The following is a 16863-nucleotide window of genomic DNA, read 5'->3' on the forward strand; positions in this document are numbered from 1 at the left end:
TACCTGTTGGCTGGCTGATCTGAGCGGTGCACGGCGGGTGCGCCGGCAAACCGCGGACACGATCGCGTCCCCAGCGGCGTCCGCACATCACCAGAAAACCGGGAACTCCTCGAACCCGCCAGTGATGATCTCCTTGCGCAACTTCAATTGTTCGGGCGCGACGGCCAGGCGCAGCGCGGGAAAGCGCTGGAAGATCGAACCGAACACCGCCTTGAGTTCCAGCCTGGCCAGCTCCCCGCCGATACAGGAGTGCGGCCCGTAGGAGAACGCCAGGTGCGGCTTTTCCTGGCGCCCGATGTCGAAGATTTCCGGCTCGTCGAAATGGCGCGGATCGAACGACGTTGCCGGCAGGCCGACCAGCACCTTGCTCTCGGCGGGAATATGCACGCCCGCGATGGTCACGTCGGTTTTCGGATAGCGCATGATGCCGTCCCAGCCCGCGCCCGGCGGGTACATGCGCAGGATTTCCTCCACCGCCTTGTCCACCAGGGATGGATCGCCGACCAGGCGTTCGCGCTGTTGCGGATGGCGGAACATGGCCAGCAGGCCGCATTCGATCTGCGCGACGGTGCTCTCGTGCCCCGCCACCAGCATGCCTGCCGCCAGGCCGATGGCTTCTTCCTCGGTCGCCTTGCCCTGGTCGACCGCCGCGAGCAGATCCGTCAGCAGGTTGTCGCCCGGATCCTGGCGCTTGTCCCGCATCTTGTCGCGAATGTAGGCGCGCAGTTCTTCCCAGGCCGAGCGCGACGCCCTGCGCGGGCCGCTTTCATGCTGGTGCGTCATCACCTCGTCGGACAGCCGAGCGAAAAAGGCGTGATCCTCGTAGAGCAGGCCCATCAGGGCGCTGATGACCATGGCCGGAAGCGGAAACGAGAGGTGGCGCCGCAAGTCGGCGGGCTGGCGCTGGGCCGCCAGGTTCTCGAACAACTGCGCAGCGATCGCCTCGACATGCGGCGCCAGCAGCTTCACCCTGCGGCTGCTGAAGGCCGGCGCCACGAGCGTGCGTAACCGGACATGTTCGCCCCCCTCGTGCGAGACGAGCCACCCCGGCGAACCGAGAATCACCGAATCCGGGGTGAAAGCCGTCGGCGGCATTCCCGCCGGCCGGAACGCCGCGTCGGACAGCGCCGCCTTGGCCTCGTCGTAGCCTGTCACCCACCAGCCTTCGTGCCCGGACGGGAAACGCACGCGGTGTATCGGACCGTTGGCGCGTAGTGCCAACATCTCGGGCGAGGGCTCAATGTGATCGACGCGCCACATCGGCAGCATCGGGAGGGGTTGTTCGGACACGGTGGCACTTCACTCTCTAAGCGATGGAAGGGCGGAAGGTGCCCGCAGGCGCTGCGGTCACCGACTTTACGTGCGCTTGCGTTCACTTCTGTTGGTCGATGATGCGGCGAGGAAGGCGACCGAATCCTAGGGCGTCAAGTTGGCTTTAGCCAGCTACCGAATCTTGTAGTAGCCCCCTAAGCTAAGCGCCTGGTGCCGCAAAAATATGCGGAAACTCTGTCGCCACGCGCTACCATACGGAAACCTATTTCAGACCGGTATCCGCTCAGTTGGTTGACCTCATGCGCGTCTCAGAACACGGACCTGCAGCGCGATGCGCTGCTCGGCTCGCCATCGTGACCTCGCTCAAGGACAATCGGGTGGCGTTCCGCTCGCTGACCGAGAACCTGCACACGGCGACGCCCTCGGGCGAATTCCTATTCCGGGTGCGGCGCGCAAGCGCAGAGGGCGCTTTAATCTAGGAGCGTGTTGCAAGCCACTTGCGCACGTTCGCGTTGGCACCCGTGCCAAACTCGCGAAGCGCGTTCTCGTCGATGAAATACGCGGTCGCGGAATCCGGCGCGGCGCAACCTCGCCCGCCTCGGCTTCGTCATCGAACCCAAGGCCGGCTAGCTCTGCCAGCGCCCGCTTCAGACTCCGCGGGAGATAGGGGCCCCCTCGCTTGGGGACACGATGGCGTATTCGATCGCGGCCTCAACCTGATCGCGCGTCAGCGATGGAAAATCGTCGACAATCTCCTCGGCCGATTGCCCACGGGCGAGGGCGTCCACCATAGACGGGAACTCTCGTGTTCTTAATGATGGGTTGGTTGCGATCACCTCCGACTTGTACCCATCGACGCAGTTCAGACGATGAAGACGGCTTTTGAGGTCGGCGTCGATCTTGCCAAGATCAAGGACTAGTTCGCCAAAACGCGACTCGGTGCGCGTCGAAGGACAGCTACCGGATCGCTTCATACAAACGACCCCGGGTGAGATCTCTAAAGGTCCATGAATGCCTGGCTCAGCCCGCAGGAGAAAGCTACGGAAACACCAACCCAACAGCAGCTCGACGGACTGAAGCGGCTGAGTGGAATCGCCCGCGTCCCAAATAAATCCGAAGCCGTCACGTCAAATGAGGAAGCGGAAAAGCTCTACGGGAGCGACTAAAACTGGCAGTTTTCTCGCATATTGACTTGCGTCTATCTCGATGACCTCCAACGGAGAGCCTTCATGTACATACCAACCCACTTTCGAGATGACGACATCGAGAATATTCGAGCGACAATCCGCCGCGCCCGATTGGCCAACCTAGTCACAGCGACATCAGATGGGCCACTTGCGACGCCTCTTCCGCTCTTCCTCGATGAGAGCGAAGGCGAACACGGCGCGCTATACGGGCACCTGGCGAAGGGCAATCCGCAATGGCGCAGGGCCCCGATCGGAGAAGCTCTGGCGATCTTTACTGGCGCAGAGGCTTATGTGACGCCATCCTGGTATCCCAGCAAGCGACAAGCTGAACAAGTGGTGCCGACATGGAATTACATCGTGGTCCACGCCCATGGGTCGATTGAGTTCTTCGAGGATCCCACTCGCCTGCTTGAGGTTGTGACGCGTCTGACCAATATCCATGAGACATCACGTGCGACGCCCTGGGCCGTCAGCGATGCTCCCGCGGATTTCATCGCCGCCCAGTTGCGTGAAATCGTCGGCGTGCGCATCCCCATCACCATGATCGAAGGCAAACGCAAGATGAGCCAAAACCGCCCTGCGCCTGATCGCATTGGTATCGCCACCGGCCTAGCGGCGAGCAAACTGGCACGGGACCAGGAAGTTGCAGCTCTTATCTTGGTTCAGGACTGAGACGATAATGCGCATGACCAGCAGCGCCGGAGCCATCTTACATCTACAGCTCCCACAGACTCCAGCGGTCGGGCCATCAATTGCCTCGCGAAATTCACGAACGGAAACGCCAGCTCGGGCTTGCAGCACTGTGCAGACACCTGTCGGTATTCTGACAGAGGCACAATCTCGTGTCAGGTCCAGTACAACGCGCATAATAAGCGTTCAGACTTTCGAAAGCCGATCCGACTTTGCGGCTCCCCGCGCCGCCTGGGATGGCCATTGCTTAAAACAAAGCGATCCAGAAACAGAGCCACAGAGGCAGCAATGCTCACGCTCTCCAAACTCCCTCTCGCCCCGGAAGCAATTAGATTGTTGAACCAATTCGCGCACAAGTGCAAAAACTTGGAATCGAGACTCACGTCAGCGACATTTCGACATTTGCGAGCCGCGCAACTCAGTTTAGGAGCATGAGCAAGCAAGAGCGGCTGCGCTTGTATATGCAGGCCAATGATTTGTCCCCAGAAAGAACCGTCATCGTCATAGTGAGCAATATGCCAGTTGAGACAGAACTTGCCCGCAATCTCGGTCTCGTCAACGTATCAATCGTGGGATGATTTGTTTCCGAGGCGCGCTTCCGCGCGGCAGGGCCGGACTACATGATTCATGACCACCATAAATTATTACCAATTCTACAGAAGCATTGCTTTCTTCAACGCAGTTAGTGATTACAAAAGCATGACGGAAGATCTGCCGTTTGCTCGCTCCTGCTGTCCGCTTCGCGATTCGACATTCGAAGGGGTGAGCTCGGTGAGCGAGTTCTTTCGTCACTCGGCCCAACCATTGGCTCAGTTCGAGGACTCGCGCCAAATGCCACGATTCGTTTACTGCCCATTGTCGAGTACATGCTTGTGTTTCGCTTGGCACGATGCTTGCTGAAGATCATTTGTCCCAAGGGGCGAGGAAGAACTGCAAGGGCTTGGAAAAGCAACATGAGCACAAACGCTTTGATCGGAGGCGTCATTCCGAGCACCGATGTTGTGAAACGTGCAGCGCGCATCGGTGCCGAAGTCAAAAATATCAAGCTATCAGGCGACCTACCGGATCACACGATCGCCGCGATCAACAGCTTATTGCTCGAGCACAAGGTGATCTTCTTCCGCAATCAAGGACATCTCAATGACGCCGAGCATGAGCGCTTTGCCGCTCGTCTCGGAAAGCTAGTGCCACATCCGATGCTCGGTGCTACCAAGGGGATGGCGTCGCTCCTCGAACTGGACTCCACTCGCGGCGGCGGTCGCGCCGACGTTTGGCATGCGGATGGGACCTTCGCCGACGCCTATCCCAAGATTTTGGTCCTGCGGGCCGTTGTAATGCCAACGTTCGGAGGCGACACCGTGTGGTCGAACACAGCTGCCGCTTATCTTGGTTTGCCGCCGCCGCTACAACGGCTTGCCGAGGGCCTATGGGCCGTTCACAGCAACGTCTTCGATTACGCCGGGATCGCGCAGGTCCGCGAGGTCGACAAGAAACATTTTGACGAGGTGTTCACCAGAAGGGTTTTTGAGACCGAGCATCCCGTCGTACGCGTCCATCCCGAAACAGGCGAGCGGACGCTAGTGCTCGGCGCCTTGGTGAAGCACTTTATTGGAATCCGCAAATACGACGGACAAAAGCTGTTCGATCTGCTCCAGTCTCACATCACCGCGCCCGAAAACACTGTGCGCTGGAACTGGTTAGAGGGCGATATTGCTATATGGGATAACCGCGCAACGCAGCATTACGCGGTCAACGATTACGGGGACCAGCATCGCGTCGTGCGTCGGGCCACGATCGAGGGTGACGTGCCTGTCAGCGTCGATGGCCGGAGCAGTGTAACGCGCCTGAAGGTGACCGAATAACTGCACGTCGACGCCCAGCGCTCTCGCGTCTGAAAACCGAGAAAACCTGGTAATCGGAATTGTTTCGGGCAGACGCGGGAACACACTTTCCAACACGATATCTCAGCTCTTGCGCCAACTCGGCAGCGCCTAGGTTGACGCGCGCAACTATTTAGCGTCGACAAACAGTTTCGAGGAGACCTTGAGCATCACTGTCCTTCGCCAGCGGCCGGTACGTGGCCTTCACGTTTCAGTTTAGAAAATCCTCGATCCGTGGCCATAAAGCGCGCCAACATGGGGGCGATGAGTTTAGTCGGATCGACCACTTGACCACCCTGACGCGTAAGCGCTTCTGCATATGCAATGAGATCACGATGCACGGCCGCAGGCAGCTCCGTAGTCACTTTGACGGGCTTGTCGTCTGGAAGCTCTCCTATTTTGAGTTTTGGCATGTCGTCACCCTCTATACGGCGTAAGTATGAGGTCGTGATTGACAAGAACACGAACCGGGAAGCCAGGTCGCACGGTCAGAGTAGGCTGGATGCTGAGACTGCGGCGAACGACCTGCTGCCCGGTCTGGTTTAGTGAGTCCGAGGCGCCGTGTCGCAATGCCTGGATGATTGCACTGTCGTTGCTATTGGTGTCCGAGCCGGCACCCAGTTCGGTCCCGACGGCCAGAAACGTCGATAGTGCCGCAGCCTTGAACAACTCGCCCCAGTGATTGTCGACCTGATCTTCGAGACCTGCATACCCGGCAGTGTCAGCGCCAGGCTGCCGCTCGAGAACGATAGAACGTCCATTCGGCATGATCAGCCGTGTCCAGACGAGCAGGACGCGAGACTGGCCGAAAGTGACCTGGCTATCGTAGATGCCGATCAGACGCGCCCCCTGAGGGACAAGCAGAAAGCGGCCGGTCGGGGTGTCATATACGCTCTCGGTCACCTGGGCCGTAATTTGGCCTGGCAGGTCCGACCTGACGCCCGTGATCAAGGCTCCCGGAATGACCGTCCCAGCCTGCACCATATATGGTGAAGCCGGCCTGGTGACACGGTCAGGGCTGACCGTGCGACGGTCTACCGAGGCGCTCACGAAAGCAAGCTTTCGGTCCTGAGCGTTCTGCGCAGATGCGTCTTCGCCAGTGCTCGTTGCGTTCGGTGGCACGAAGCGATCGCTCCCAGCAGCCGCAGCGTCGGCGGGTCGCACGTCTCGCCCATTGGTCGCAGCGAACAAACGGCTGATGCGAGCGGCCTCGGTCTCTTGATCCTGGCGCTGCTGTTCCAGATTACCGCCGATGGTCGGCGACTGTCCTTGGGCAGCAAGGATTGGTCTGCCGAGGTCACCAGGGAGCGGCGGGCCAAGCTGCGGGGTTGGTTGCTGCGGAACGCCAGCGTAGTCCTTTGGCAGAGCCGTAATGCCATCGGCGACATTGCGATGGTCAGTGCTGTAGAGCTCATCGGCCGGCTGGCTTCGGGGACGATTGTTCTGCAGCGACCACAGGACCGCTCCACCGACCACAAGCAAGGCAGCCGCGCTCCCTGCCGCCAGGACTTTTCGGGACAACCGTGTCACGCGCGGATGCTCTGCTCTCAGGCGGAAGCTTTTGGACTGTTCCTCTTGTGTCTCCGGTGGAGCTGCTTGCTCCTGATCGTTTCCATTCTGAGCGTTCATGACGACGGTCTCCCGTCAGTCCTGACAATCCTGACCTTCTGCTGGTGCTCACCACCGAGCCGCAGTTCGGCGGCTGCGAACAGCCGATCAACGATCAACACGTTACTGTAGGCACGATAGTTGACGAGTTCGGTCTTGCCGTCGGGGCCGATGACAAAGAGCGGTGGCATCTCACCTTGCACGATGCCTTGCGGGAATTCGACATAGACCTTGCGGCCATCGTCATATACGGCGAGCGGCCGCCAGGGAGGACTGTCCCCTTCGATTGCGTAGCGAGAGATACGCTGCGCCGGATCCGGAAGAACGGGTTTCAGAGCGAGGGAGCGCGACCGCTCGCGGACTGTTTCGGGATAGTACCAGGCAACGGATGGCATGTATGGTCGCTCGCGGGAGCGGAGCTCGATGAGGTAGGTGCGCCGATCGGTATTGACGACCAGATTGGTCTCGATCGATGCGCGGGTCGGCTTGACCAGGATATGGACGCGTCGCGTGTCGCCGCTCCCGCTCTCGGTATCCCCAACGACCCAGCGTACGGTGTCTCCGGCCGCGATGGGCCCTGATCCCGTTAACTGCTCTCCTTCCTCGAGCGCGATATCCGTGATCTGCCCCGGTGCGGCGTAAATCTGATACAGCGCTCCGGGACTGTAGGCGTAGATTTGGGCTGCATTGAAATACCCCCGCTTGCGCGGTTCGACCCGGGCTGCGCTGTTTGCGGTCTCAACCCGCCCCACGGGTTCAGCGTCTTCCTTCCCTCCCGACTTGCCGCCGAGCGCCGGCTTCCAGAGGGGTGGAACATGAAGCGGTCGCGATCTGTCGTCGAGAGCCACTGGCGTCGCCGCCAACGGAGGAACTTCAGCGTCATAGCTGATCTCCGGCGGTATGTAGGTCGCGCACCCACCGAGCAGAGACGAACAAAGCAGAAGAGCGGATAGAAATGCACGCTTCGAGCTCACGAACTCGTGCCAAGCCGAATTGAGCCTGCTTTGCTGAAGGAAACATTTCGAATGAACGTCAGACGGCGTCTTGATCACTGACCCAACTCCTTTGACCAGTTGATGGCGCGAACATAGACGCCAAGGGGATTCTTGCGCAGACGTTCGGCATCGCGCGGCGTCTCGATCACGATCGTTAGGATTGCAGTCCAGCGCTCAGTCGAGCTCAACGAGCCGTTGTCGTAGATGCGCTGGGTCCACGCGACCCGAAAGCTTTCTGAAGATGCCCGAATGATGCTCGAGACGTCGACCGAGATCTGGGCCTTGCCCAGCTTGGCAAAGGGGTCGTTGTTGCGCGCATAATCGTTGAGCGCGGCGGCGCCGCGATCGGTCGTAAAATCATAGGCCCGGAGCCAGTTTTGGCGCAGAACAATGCCGTCCGCGGGCAGGCCTCTGACATCCTCGATGAAGCGCGCCAGATGGTAGGCGATCTGGGCGTCTGTGGGCTGATAGTCGATGTTCGCCGGCGCAACCCTTTGGGCCTGGCCGAGATGGTCGACTTCGACCACCCAGGGCGTGATCGAGCCCTGGCTCGATTGCCAAACCAGGCTACCTGCGAGACCGGCTGATAACATCAAGCAGCCGAACGCCATCAGGCGCCAGTTCTTAGCCTGCACGCGGGCCGATCCAATGCGTTCGTCCCAAACCTGCGCTGCCTTTTGGTAAGGCGTGATCGGCTCGGGCATGCGCCCGTAATGAACGGAAGGTCGTTTGAACATCGATAATGGCCCCCGGATCAGGTGATCGGCTTTGCTTCGCGTGGTATTCGGATTTGAGATGCGGCTGCGCGACCGCGGTAGAACAGCAGTGGTGCGTGTCAGCTCTCTCCCTGGGACAAATCGACGGAGGATCCGCTGCCGCCGTGATCTCCGGAGCGGACCGCGTGGCCAGCTGCCGAGGCACCATGCCGAATGGTCTGGGCGCGTTTCATGCGGCGCGCCCAGTCGGGCTGCCCTTCGGTCGAAGTGTTCGCGGCTTGCGCGCCGGCTTCCCCACCTCCGCCGGGCGCGGCAGCTGCACGACGCAACGGGCTCATGACAGCGGAAGCGCCCGCCTCCGCGACGCCAGCAAGACCACCGCTTCGATAGGCGGCTGATGCTCCGCTTATAACAGCGCCGCCACCGCGCGCGGCGCCTGCAATCGCGCCGCCAGCGAGACCAGCGGCGCCGGCGGCGACACCTGCGCCTGCCGCAATAATGCCGCCGGCAGCAAGGCCCGTTCCAATCGCGGCGCCGGCGCCGAGCTGCGGTCCGCCGGATACCAGGCCGTTTGCGATACCAGGACCAAAAATGCCGAGTCCCAACAGAGAGAGCGCAGCAAGGACCAGCGTCATTGCGTCTTCAATAGTCGGCTGAGCGCCGCCGAAGCCAACGGTGAACTGCGAGAACAAGGTCGATCCAATGCCAATGATAACGGCCAAGACCAGAACCTTGATCCCCGAAGATATGACGTTGCCCAAGACCCTCTCTGCCGCGAATGCGGTGTTGCCGAACAGGCCAAATGGAATGAGCACAAAGCCGGCCAGCGTGGTAAGCTTGAACTCGATCAGGGTGACGAAGAGCTGGATCGCCAGGATAAAGAAGGCGAGCAGCACCACGACCCACGCAAACAAGAGAACGACGATCTGGACGAAATTTTCGAAGAAACTGATGTAGCCCATCAGGTTGGAAATCGACTCGAGCAGCGGTCGGCCGGCGTCGAGTCCGACTTGGGCGATCTTTCCAGGTCGCAGGAAATCGGATGCAGACAGGCTTGCACCCGATGCTTTCAACCCAAGCCCCGCAAAGCTCTCGAAGACGATGCGCGCCAGGCTGTTCCAATTGCTGATGAGGTAAGCAAACACGCCGACGAAGAGCGTCTTTTTGACGAGGCGCGCGATGATATCCTCGTCTGGTCCCCAACTCCAGAATAGCGCTGCGAGTGTGATGTCGATCGCGGCAAGAATCGTTGCGAGATATCCGACGTCACTCCCCAGCAACCCGAAGCCGTTGTCGATGTAACGCGTGAACGTTTCCAGGAATTGGTCGATGATCCCGGTACCAGTCATGGCTTGCTCGCCTCAGGTGTCCCCGGTTGCGGATAACCTTGCGGGATCCGGCTCTGGTCTTTTGGGCCGGGCGCCAAACCTGCGGAATCATCTCGGCCAGGATCTGTGGGACCGTTCTTCTTGCCGAAGAAGCGACGCCGGTTTTCGGCCCAGACCTGTCTGCAATGCTGATAACCTGCCGTTTCCTCCGCAGTGACGCTGCGGCAGCGTGCGAGGTCAGAGCTGATTACATCTGTCGTCCGCTCCGCCTTCGGCGGCGCTGGCGACTCGTCGCCACCGCGAAGCTGAATCGTGCAGGCCGCGACCACTAATACGCCGATTGTCGTAAGCAGCGACAACGCCTTGAATGCCTTTACCTCAGTCATCAGTGGAACATCTGCACATTGGAGGATTGATAGCCCTGTCCAGGCGTCAGGAATCGTCTGAGCTGCTCTCGCCCCTGATCCTGGGCCGAGGCGCGCTGAGCCGCTTCGAGACTCTGCGCCCTGCCCTGCGCCGCCGCGGCCGCCGTGAGATCGGCAAGTTGTTGCGCTTGAAGCGCGAGGATCTGGTTACCGGCCTGAGTTGCCTGCAAGGTGCCACTGGCACTCTGGCTCGAGGTTACGAGGGCCGATGTCTGGATGCGATTAGTGTCGAGGTTGCCAACGATGCCTGCCTGGACACGAAGCGCGTCTTGCGTCGCGGCATAGGAATTCTGCCATCGCGATTGAGCGTTGGAGATCAGTAACTGGTTCGATTGGCTGCTGGTCGCTGGCGCGTAGCTGGTCGAGAACGCGCGATCGATCTGCTGGATGTCGTAGGCGATCCGCTGAGCCTGGGCCAGCAGTTGCTGGGTCCGCTGAATCGACGATTGCAGTTGCTGCAACGACGAATACGGCAGGTTAGCCAGATTCTTTGCCTGATTGATCAGCATCTGCGCCTCGTTCTGCAACGAGGTGATCTGATTGTTGATCTGCTGGAGTTCCCGCGCGGCGGTCAGGACATTCTGGACGTAGTTGTTGGGATCAAAGACGATCAGTGCCCGTGCGGGCGCCGTAACGCCAAGCACCAGCGCGAAGACGGCCGTAGTCGCCAATAGGCGAAGAGGTCTCATAGCGATTTCTCCAGATTGACGAGGTTGGGGATCAGGTCGAGGGCCCACGCGACGCCACGATGCTGGAGCCAGGCGGGCACGAAACCGTCGGGGCCATGTTCAGCGATAAGTTGCGTGATGGTGGCCTGGTCTGTCTTGGAAGAGGCTGCGGTGAATGCGAGCGCAATCTCACCAAGACCAAGTTCGAACATCCGGTTGCCGCGACGGGACTGACAGTAATAGTCGCGCTTTGGCGTTGCCCGGCTCAGAAGCTCGATCTGGCGGTCATTGAGGCCGAAGCGACGGTAAATCGCCGTGATCTGCGGCTCGATCGCTCGTTCGTTCGGCAGCAACAAGCGCGTTGGGCAGCTTTCGATAATCGCCGGCGCGATCGCGGAGCCGTCGATGTCCGAGAGCGACTGGGTGGCGAAGATGACCGACGCGTTCTTCTTCCGCAGCGTCTTCAGCCATTCCCGGAGCTGGCCGGCAAAATCCTCGTCATCGAGGGCAAGCCACCCTTCATCGACAATCAGGAGTGTCGGCCGGCCGTCGAGACGATCCCCAATCCGATGGAACAGATACGCCAGCACGGCCGGGGCCGCACTCGTGCCTATCAAGCCTTCGGTCTCAAACGCCTGGACCGAGGCCTCGCCAAGGCGCTCGAATTCAGCATCGAGCAAGCGGCCGGAAGGTCCGCCCAGGCAGTATGGTTGCAGGGCGCGCTTCAGGGAGTTCAATTGTAGAAGGACTGACAGGCCCGTCAGGGTGCGTTCCTCTCTCGGCGCCGAGGCAAGAGACGTCAGCGCCGACCACAGATGATCCTTGACCTCCGGAGTGATCTCGATCTTTTCCCGTGCGAGGATCGCGCCGATCCATTCCGTGGCCCATCCGCGCTCGGAAGGATCGTCAATCCAGGCCAACGGTTGCAGGGCAACGGGGCTTTCGTCCCCGCCAGACAGTGCGCCGCCGAGATCATGCCAGTCGCCATTCATGGCGAGCGCGGCCGCCCGGATTGAACCGCCGAAGTCAAACGCAAAGACCTGAGAGTTCGGATAGCGGCGGAATTGCAACGCCATCAGAGCCAGCAACACGGACTTGCCGGCGCCGGTCGGACCCACCACGAGGGTATGACCGACGTCGCCGACGTGGAGCGAGAAGCGGAACGGCGTTGAGCCCTCGGTCTTGCCGAACAACAGAGGAGGGCCCCTGAAGTGTAGGTCCCTCGCCTCGCCCGCCCACACGGCCGACATCGGAATCATGTGGGCGAGGTTAAGAGTCGAAATCGGAGGCTGCCGCACGTTGGCGTAAACGTGCCCGGGCAGGCCGCCGAGCCAGGCTTCGACGGCATTCACCGTCTCGATCATGCAGGTGAAATCGCGACCCTGAATGACCTTCTCGACCAGACGGAGCTTTTCATCGGCGGCACCGGGATCGCGGTCCCAGACGGTAATGGTCGCGGTGACAAAGGCCTGCCCGACCTGGTCCGACCCCAGTTCCTGCAAAGCCGCATCGGCATCGATCGCCTTGTTGTGGGCGTCGGTATCGAGCAGCGTCGATGCCTCGTTGGTCATGACCTCCTTGAGGATGGCGCCGATTGATTTTCTCTTCGCGAACCACTGGCGGCGGATTTTGGTCAGCAGCTTGGTGGCATCGGTCTTGTCGAGCATGATCGCGCGGGTCGACCACCGATACGAAAATGCCAGGCGATTCAGGTCATCCAGTATTCCCGGGGTCGTCGCGCCCGGAAAGCCGACAATCGTGAGAACCCGGACATCGGCTGAGCCCAGCATCGGCTCGAGCCCGCCGGTCAGCGGCTGGTCGGCCAACAGCGCATCGATGTACATCGGGATTTCGGGCACTCGTACCCGATGACGCTTGGTCGAGATCGTCGAGTGCAGGTAGGTCAGCGTGTCCTGATCATCGAGCCAGGCGCATTCGGGCATGAACCCTTCGACGAGTTGCAGCACACGGTTGGTTTGGTCGATAAACCCACGGAGGACCTCGCGCGCGTCGGCTCCGACGGTGCGGTCGCGGCCCTCGTAAAGCAGTTGCTCTGCCCTGGCGGCCCCTTCCTCTGGAGGCAGATAGAGGAAGGTCAGGAAGTAGCTGGACTCATAATGGGCACCCGCCTCCTCGAATTGAGCCCTGCGTTCCGCGTCAACCAGCGCAGACGCGACATCCGGAAAGGAGTTAGGCGGGTAGGTCCCCGCAAAATGACGCTGCGCTTCGACGAATACGGCCCAGCCTGATCCCAGGCGACGCAAGGCGTTATTCAAGCGACCCGCGACGGCGACGAGTTCAGCCGGCACTGCGCTATCCAGGTCGGGTCCGCGGAACTTTGCTGTCCGCTGGAACGAGCCGTCCTTGTTCAGGATGATTCCTTCGTCAACAAGGGCTGCCCAAGGCAGGAAGTCGGCGAGGCGCGCGCTGGAATGGCGATATTCGGCAAGGTTCAACATGACCGATAGCTCAGAGGTTGAGATGACTGGGAATGCGCAGATGTCGGCGCACCACATCGACGAAGGCGGGATCGCGCTTGGCGGCCCAGACGACGGCCATGTGGCCGATGAACCAGAGGACCAGACCCGCGATCCAGAGCCGAAGTCCCAGCCCCAGAGCTGCCGCAAGCGTGCCGTTGACGATCGCGACCGACCGCGGCGCGCCGCCCATCAGGATTGGCTCAGTGAGCGCGCGATGAACGGGCACGACAAAGCCTGCCACCTGATCATCCATCAGATCACCACGCCGCCGCCGAAGGAGAAGAACGACAGGAAGAAGCTCGAGGCGGCAAAGGCGATCGACAATCCGAACACGATCTGGATCAGCCTGCGAAAACCACCTGACGAATCCCCGAACGCGAGCGTGAGCCCGGTCACCACGATAATGATGACGGCGATGATCTTGGCGACCGGTCCTTCAACCGACTGCAAGATTTGATTGAGTGGCTGCTCCCACGGCATGTTCGAGCCGGCCGCCCATGCCGGCGCCGCTCCCAAAACCACCATGCCGAACACGGCCAACGATGCACCTCGAAGAAAACGCAATTGCCGACGCATGTCAGTCTCCCGCTGATGAAAGGCTGTAGTCGCCGGTGGCGCCAAGCCCGATGACGAGGGCGAGTTCAGCGAGGCGACGGTCAGCGCCGCGCCCCGCCAGCACTGCAACGAGGTTGATGGTCTCGGCGATCAGGGCACGCGGAACCGTGATGACGGCTTCCTGGATGAGTTGCTCAAGCCGCCGCAGCGCACCGAGCGCGGTGCCCGCATGAATTGTGCCGATGCCGCCGGGATGGCCTGTACCCCAAGCCTTGAGCAGATCGAGCGCCTCGGCACCTCGGACTTCGCCAATCGGGATGCGATCAGGTCGTAGGCGCAGCGAGGACCGAACGAGGTCCGATAGCGTGGCCACGCCGTCTTTGGTCCGGAGCGCTACAAGATTGGGCGCTTTGCACTGAAGTTCGCGCGTATCTTCGATCAGCACGACCCGATCCGTAGTCTTTGCCACCTCGGCCAGGAGCGCATTCGTCAGTGTTGTTTTACCGGTCGATGTCCCACCGGCGACCAGGATGTTCTTCCGTGCAGCGACCGCGCTCTTCAGGATCTTGGCCTCCTCCGAGGTCATGATCTCCTTGGCGACGTAGTGGTCGAGCGTAAACACTGCGACCGCTGGCTTGCGGATAGCAAAGGCCGGGGCGGCAACGACCGGAGGCAAAAGGCCTTCGAATCGCTCACCAGTTCCAGGCAGTTCTGCCGAAACCCGCGGCGCGCCGGCATGCACCTCGGCGCCGACGTGATGCGCAACCAGGCGAACAATGCGCTCGCCATCCGCAGCCGACAGAGTTTCGCCTGTGTCGATCAGGCCATTCGATAACCGATCGATCCACAACCGCCCATCTGGGTTGAGCATCACCTCTATGATCGTTTCATCTTCGAGGTAGCCGGCAATCGCTGTGCCGAGCGCGCTACGCAGCATTCGCGCACCGCGCGAATTCGCTTCCGATTGAAAGGAATGGACTGCCATCGTTCGCCCCCACCGAATGAGGACGCCCAAAGAGCGCCCTCAGATGGGGATCATTAGAAAATGCACCGATAGACTTGGCGCAACAACCGCTTTCAGTGATCGTAGGCTGGCGTAGAAAAAGGAAGACTGAGAACTGATATTTGACGGCTACTCAATCGTACCGGTCCACGGCGAGGTGTTGCTCACCACGCCGCATCGTCTTCCGCGGGTATGAGTATGACCGAATTCTCATACGAGCTTACTGACTCGACAACGTTGGAAACATTGGCCGGCACGAAGAACGGAATAGGCCTCGCCCATGAAGCTAGGTATCGGCCCCAAGGCAGCGCAAACCAGACCAACGCCGCGATCTGAAGTGCTATGTTGAGACCGAACGCGACTTGATAGGCTTGGACGGGCCTATGGCCACCATTCGCAGACCATTCCTCCAGGATCAGGCCAGTCCCGAATTGAGCCAAAAATGCCCAACCGAAGTGCAGGACGTTTAGGGCGCCATTGGCGCGACCAGCTAGCTCAGGCGGAAAGTAATCCGCTATCACCGCGAAGCTGGCCACAGTTGCCGTTCCGACAATGGCGACAACGGACCAGGGCACAATGGACGGCAGAGGTGCTCGCAAGATCAAGGCTAACTCAGCTGCGACAAACAGAACTGTTACCATCACTAATATCGTCTCCGCCCCGATTCCCCTCCGTTTGATGTAATGGACCGTCGTACCGAACAACCAGGCACCGCAGCTTAAGACGATCGACATCGTAAGAAGCTGTCGGACCAGACTTGCGCGATCAAGCCCCTCGACGTCTGTCAGCCATGGCGATGCCCACAAACCTTGCAGAGACCAGGCTGATCCAATGCAAGTCGCCGACAACGGTGCGATTCGCCAGAAGCGTCGATCGCCGAAAACGGAGCCAAGGGTGGCGTGCGCGGTTGATGGGACAATGGGTCGTTCAGGCACCATGACATAGATGAGAATGGCCGTCACACCCGTAGCGGCTGCCAGGATCTCAAAGAGCGGCCGCCAGCCCATCCAAGCGAGCAGGTGTTCGACCGGAGCCGTGGCGGTCACCGCTCCCAACGATCCCAGCATGACCATGTAGCCGTTCAGCAAGGCAACTCGTTCCCTGGGGAACCAAAGGATGATGGACTTCAGTCCTGCCGTGAGCGCCGCGGCCACGCCGAGCCCGATCATTGCACGCGCGATCAAAAGTGACAGGAAGCCGGTCGATACCGCGAACAACCCAGCGCCCACTGCTGCGAGCAAGAGCAGAACACTCTGGACGCGCCGCGGGCCAAAGCGGTCCAGCAATACTCCGACGGGGATCTGAGCCGCCGCGAAAACCAGGAAATAGACTGACGTCAGCAACCCGAGGTCGGCAGTCCCAAGCCCGGTATCCGAGCTGAGATAATTGGCGATCAAGGCGTTGATCGTTCGAAACAGATACGAAAGATAGTATCCAGCCGCAAAAGGGAGAAAAACGCGTGCGATGAGACGCCATGTCCCCGAGATCTGCATGCTGGCCCCTCTTGCTGTCAGCTCGTGCGAGCCGATAGCGCGACCAGATTTTCGTCAGTTCAGCTAAATCGCTGCGGGCGTAGGTTAGCGAAGAAAAAGAAGGGACCGGCGAAACGGTCTTTCTACATGGTTCAATCAAGCTTCTTCGGCCGCTTCCTGGCGGCGGATATCTTCTGGAATCTCGCGCAGAAAGCTTTGCCCTTTCTGCAAACGGCGCCCGAGCGCCTCGACAAATCCTTCAAAGCGCTCCCGACCCTTTGCCTGCGCGGCCGCCTGCGCGTCGTTGGGCAATGGCGGCGTTATTGTCAGCCAAAAGCGGATGAACAGGGCCAAGGTCTCGGCCATCAAACCCACGTCTCGCTCCAGCCTCTGCATCTGACGCGATAGCCGATCCAGGCGACGGGTAAACGCTGCCTCCCGCCTGTCCGCTCCATCCGGCGACAGAAACGAAGCAACGGCTGCCTCCACGATCGCAGACCGGGAAAGCTTTTTGCGATCGGCGAGGTCCGAGATCTGTTTCAGAAGCTCTGGCGGGAAGTAGACGTTCATCCGGTCGCGCATAT

19 protein-coding genes and 1 pseudogene are annotated in these 16863 nt (G+C 60.4%); 5 read left to right on the top strand and 15 right to left on the bottom strand.

Annotated elements, in window-relative coordinates:
- Nucleotides 1–87: 87 nt before the first annotated feature.
- The gene (locus MTX21_RS18885; protein ID WP_280966269.1) at nt 88–1290 is read right to left on the bottom strand and encodes a cytochrome P450; all 1203 of its coding nucleotides are present in this window, start codon (nt 1288–1290) and stop codon (nt 88–90) included.
- Between the two features lie 326 nt (nt 1291–1616).
- On the opposite strand from MTX21_RS18885, the pseudogene MTX21_RS40090 reads away from it, so the two are divergent.
- A pseudogene (locus MTX21_RS40090) lies at nt 1617–1748 on the top strand (recombinase family protein); the annotation flags it as partial.
- Nucleotides 1749–1919: 171 nt separating this feature from the next.
- On the opposite strand, the gene MTX21_RS18890 reads toward MTX21_RS40090, so the two are convergent.
- On the bottom strand, nt 1920–2246 hold the full coding sequence (locus tag MTX21_RS18890; RefSeq protein ID WP_280966270.1) for a DUF433 domain-containing protein: 327 nt from the start codon (nt 2244–2246) through the stop codon (nt 1920–1922).
- A gap of 33 nt (nt 2247–2279) precedes the next feature.
- On the opposite strand from MTX21_RS18890, the gene MTX21_RS18895 reads away from it, so the two are divergent.
- The 4 genes from MTX21_RS18895 to MTX21_RS18910 all read left to right on the top strand — a co-directional run bounded on the left by MTX21_RS18895 (nt 2280) and on the right by MTX21_RS18910 (nt 5011).
- A complete protein-coding gene (locus MTX21_RS18895; RefSeq protein WP_280966271.1) occupies nt 2280–2438 on the top strand; it encodes a hypothetical protein in 159 nt (52 codons plus the stop codon).
- A gap of 63 nt (nt 2439–2501) precedes the next feature.
- Entirely contained in the window at nt 2502–3131 is a 630-nt protein-coding gene (locus tag MTX21_RS18900; protein ID WP_280966272.1) for an FMN-binding negative transcriptional regulator, read from the top strand.
- Nucleotides 3132–3580: 449 nt separating this feature from the next.
- Nucleotides 3581–3727: a hypothetical protein gene (locus MTX21_RS18905; protein WP_280966273.1), complete on the top strand. Its 147-nt coding sequence runs from the start codon at nt 3581–3583 to the stop codon at nt 3725–3727.
- A gap of 375 nt (nt 3728–4102) precedes the next feature.
- Complete coding sequence (locus MTX21_RS18910; RefSeq protein ID WP_280966274.1) at nt 4103–5011, top strand: TauD/TfdA family dioxygenase; 909 nt, start codon at nt 4103–4105, stop codon at nt 5009–5011.
- A 188-nt stretch (nt 5012–5199) separates the two neighbouring features.
- On the opposite strand, the gene MTX21_RS18915 is transcribed toward MTX21_RS18910, so the two are convergent.
- From MTX21_RS18915 to MTX21_RS18975, 13 genes are all read right to left on the bottom strand, one after another.
- Nucleotides 5200–5442 carry a DUF2274 domain-containing protein gene (locus MTX21_RS18915; RefSeq protein ID WP_280966275.1) on the bottom strand — a complete coding sequence of 81 codons (243 nt, stop codon included), beginning with the start codon at nt 5440–5442 and terminating at the stop codon, nt 5200–5202.
- 4 nt (nt 5443–5446) lie between these two features.
- On the bottom strand, nt 5447–6658 hold the full coding sequence (locus MTX21_RS18920) for a TrbI/VirB10 family protein (RefSeq protein WP_280966276.1): 1212 nt from the start codon (nt 6656–6658) through the stop codon (nt 5447–5449).
- On the bottom strand, nt 6655–7689 hold the full coding sequence (gene trbG, locus MTX21_RS18925) for a P-type conjugative transfer protein TrbG (protein WP_280966277.1): 1035 nt from the start codon (nt 7687–7689) through the stop codon (nt 6655–6657). The genes MTX21_RS18920 and trbG overlap by 4 nt, the downstream gene beginning before the upstream one ends.
- On the bottom strand, nt 7686–8369 hold the full coding sequence (trbF, locus tag MTX21_RS18930; protein WP_280966278.1) for a conjugal transfer protein TrbF: 684 nt from the start codon (nt 8367–8369) through the stop codon (nt 7686–7688). The genes trbG and trbF overlap by 4 nt, the downstream gene beginning before the upstream one ends.
- Nucleotides 8370–8467: 98 nt before the next feature.
- The gene (gene trbL, locus MTX21_RS18935) at nt 8468–9697 is read right to left on the bottom strand and encodes a P-type conjugative transfer protein TrbL (RefSeq protein WP_280971396.1); all 1230 of its coding nucleotides are present in this window, start codon (nt 9695–9697) and stop codon (nt 8468–8470) included.
- On the bottom strand, nt 9694–10062 hold the full coding sequence (trbK-alt, locus tag MTX21_RS18940; RefSeq protein ID WP_280966280.1) for a putative entry exclusion protein TrbK-alt: 369 nt from the start codon (nt 10060–10062) through the stop codon (nt 9694–9696). The genes trbL and trbK-alt overlap by 4 nt, the downstream gene beginning before the upstream one ends.
- The gene (gene trbJ / locus MTX21_RS18945) at nt 10062–10790 is read right to left on the bottom strand and encodes a P-type conjugative transfer protein TrbJ (RefSeq protein WP_280966281.1); all 729 of its coding nucleotides are present in this window, start codon (nt 10788–10790) and stop codon (nt 10062–10064) included. Before trbJ ends, trbK-alt begins: the two co-directional genes overlap by 1 nt.
- On the bottom strand, nt 10787–13228 hold the full coding sequence (gene trbE, locus MTX21_RS18950; protein WP_280966282.1) for a conjugal transfer protein TrbE: 2442 nt from the start codon (nt 13226–13228) through the stop codon (nt 10787–10789). Before trbE ends, trbJ begins: the two co-directional genes overlap by 4 nt.
- A 10-nt stretch (nt 13229–13238) precedes the next feature.
- Complete coding sequence (locus MTX21_RS18955; protein WP_280966283.1) at nt 13239–13502, bottom strand: VirB3 family type IV secretion system protein; 264 nt, start codon at nt 13500–13502, stop codon at nt 13239–13241.
- The gene (locus tag MTX21_RS18960; RefSeq protein WP_280970926.1) at nt 13502–13774 is read right to left on the bottom strand and encodes a TrbC/VirB2 family protein; all 273 of its coding nucleotides are present in this window, start codon (nt 13772–13774) and stop codon (nt 13502–13504) included. Before MTX21_RS18960 ends, MTX21_RS18955 begins: the two co-directional genes overlap by 1 nt.
- Before the next feature lie 52 nt (nt 13775–13826).
- Complete coding sequence (trbB, locus tag MTX21_RS18965; RefSeq protein WP_280966284.1) at nt 13827–14789, bottom strand: P-type conjugative transfer ATPase TrbB; 963 nt, start codon at nt 14787–14789, stop codon at nt 13827–13829.
- Between the two features lie 182 nt (nt 14790–14971).
- Nucleotides 14972–16300, bottom strand: a complete 1329-nt coding sequence (locus tag MTX21_RS18970) for an MFS transporter (protein ID WP_280966285.1) — start codon at nt 16298–16300, stop codon at nt 14972–14974.
- A 135-nt stretch (nt 16301–16435) separates the two neighbouring features.
- Nucleotides 16436–16861, bottom strand: coding sequence for a CopG family transcriptional regulator (locus tag MTX21_RS18975; protein WP_280966286.1), 426 nt, complete (start codon nt 16859–16861; stop codon nt 16436–16438).
- Nucleotides 16862–16863: the final 2 nt, after the last annotated feature.

This window comes from Bradyrhizobium sp. ISRA430 (assembly GCF_029909975.1).
Taxonomy (GTDB): domain Bacteria; phylum Pseudomonadota; class Alphaproteobacteria; order Rhizobiales; family Xanthobacteraceae; genus Bradyrhizobium.